Annotated in this window: 1 protein-coding gene and 1 pseudogene; both read left to right on the plus strand. The window is 39.8% G+C overall.

Annotation, left to right across the window (positions count from 1 at the left end; genetic code table 11):
- Positions 1-336: pseudogene (locus ACFIL3_RS10945) on the plus strand (type IV secretion protein VblB6); the annotation flags it as partial.
- Position 337: 1 nt separating this feature from the next.
- A complete protein-coding gene (locus ACFIL3_RS10950) occupies positions 338-625 on the plus strand; it encodes a type IV secretion protein VblB7 (RefSeq protein WP_375652432.1) in 288 nt (95 codons plus the stop codon).
- Positions 626-628 lie beyond the last annotated feature (3 nt).

Genomic DNA, 628 nt, shown 5'->3' on the forward strand with positions numbered 1-628 from the left:
GGGCAAGTTGCAAACTTCATCATTTTATATGTGTTAGTCGTGCTGCTTGGTGGTTTATATGTTAACATTTCAATGAAAGTTTTTTCAGGAGATATTACAAATATCTTCACTACTTTAATTCAGTTCTTGGTTGTTGGTATTGGTGGTATTCACCTTTTCCTCAGACTCCCTGATATCGCATCAGCTTTAGCCTCTGGGGGAGCCTCCCTTACAGGATCAGGACCAGTCGCTAAAACAACGGCTCAACTAACAGGTAAAGCTGCTAAAGCAACAGCCAACACGATAGCAAAGGGCGTTAAAAAATTAACATCACTATTAAAAAAAGGTCTAAGTTAAAATGCGGGAATTTAAAAAAATTGGGGTCATCTTACCATTTCTCTTTCTCAGTGGCTGTGTGTCTTCACCAAACACACTGAAGTCACTCCCAAAATGTGATGGATATTCTAAACGTCCACTCAACAGATCAATGTGGAATTGGGAAGGAAAAAAACCCACGCCCACGCCCATTATCATCAGTAACAACACCCCTTCACCCCTAAAAGAAGGTAAGCTGGAAATGCTTCTGGCACAAAAATTAACGGATGAAGAAATCAAATCTTACAAAAATTGCGGGCAAAAAGCATGAAAG

The organism is Bartonella sp. CE47NXGY (assembly GCF_042195415.1).
Classification (GTDB): Bacteria; Pseudomonadota; Alphaproteobacteria; order Rhizobiales; family Rhizobiaceae; genus Bartonella.

Excerpts from the sequence above, each read along its gene's own strand:
- ACFIL3_RS10950 (WP_375652432.1), top strand. The coding sequence starts at position 338 with ATGCGGGAATTTAAAAAAATTGGGGTCATCTTACCATTTCTCTTTCTC.